At 56.0% G+C, this 1,089-nt stretch carries 1 protein-coding gene; it reads right to left on the bottom strand.

The features are described 5' to 3' along the window. Window positions 1–1,089: HAD-IC family P-type ATPase (locus KGL31_06700; GenBank protein MDE2321592.1), on the bottom strand; the 1,089-nt coding region annotated here is incomplete at both ends.

Below are 1,089 nucleotides of genomic sequence, written 5' to 3'. Positions count from 1 at the left end.
TGATACTCAGGATCGGTTCGTGTGGATTTCGTGGTGGACGATTCAACACATCAGGCTCGGGCGGCTCAAGGGCAAGCGCAAGCCCCGGGAAGATGTCCGAGACCAGATTGATCCACAGCAACTGCATGGCGTTGAGCGGCTCACCTAATCCGACCGTCATGGAGGCAGACATGACAAGGAGTTCGCTGAGGTTGGTTGCCAGGAGAAAATGGACCGACTTCCGGATATTGTTATAGATCGTTCGACCATGACTGATCGCCACTATCATCGTCTCAAGATCGTCGTTTTCCAGCACCACATCCGCCACCTCCCTGGCAACATCCGTACCGGTGTGGCCCATAGCGATCCCAATATCGGCGGCTTTCAGGGCCGGCCCATCATTGATGCCATCCCCGGTCATCGCCACGACCCTTCCTGCTCTCTGAAGCGCTTGGACGATCTGAAGTTTATTGGCAGGGCTGACCCTCGAGAAGACGTGGACCTTCTTCGAGAGGGCCTCCATGACCTCGGGATCTACTGTCGCCAAGTGGGTAGAGTCCAGGATTTCGAGCGACCCGTCTCCACCTAGATTCAGTGACTTGCCTATGGCGTAGGCCGTGGGGCTTTGATCGCCGGTGATCATGACGGTATCGATCCCTGCCTGGTGGAACAGGGGGATTAACTCTTTGACCCCTTTCCTGATGGGATCAGCCATACCTACCAACCCCAGCCAGATCAGCCCATGTCCGGCATCGGACCCGTCCTCGGCATGATCGTGGTAGGCATATGCGATGCCCAGGACTCTGAGGGAATCACCAGCCATGCGTTCATTCTCGCCCTCGATCGTTGATCGGGCTTCTTCAGAAAGGGGAATCCGATGTCCGTCTTTCAGGTACCATTGACACATGTCCAGGACCTCTCGAGGACTACCCTTCACAGCCAGCAGTTGTGAAGAAGAACCAGAATGGTGGATGGTGGACATGTAGTTCCGATTCTCAGAACGTTGCGTGATCTTTGCCAGCGGATACCTCTCTCGGATTTTCGGTACATCGACCCCTGCGCTGATGGCCAGATGGACCAAGGCGTTCTCTGTGGGGGAGCCTGTCAAGG

It is taken from the genome of Candidatus Methylomirabilota bacterium (genome assembly GCA_028870115.1).
Lineage (GTDB): Bacteria > Methylomirabilota > Methylomirabilia > Methylomirabilales > Methylomirabilaceae > Methylomirabilis.
The sequence above is the reverse complement of the archived record's forward strand: the minus strand, read 5'-3'. Positions and strand labels throughout refer to the sequence as shown.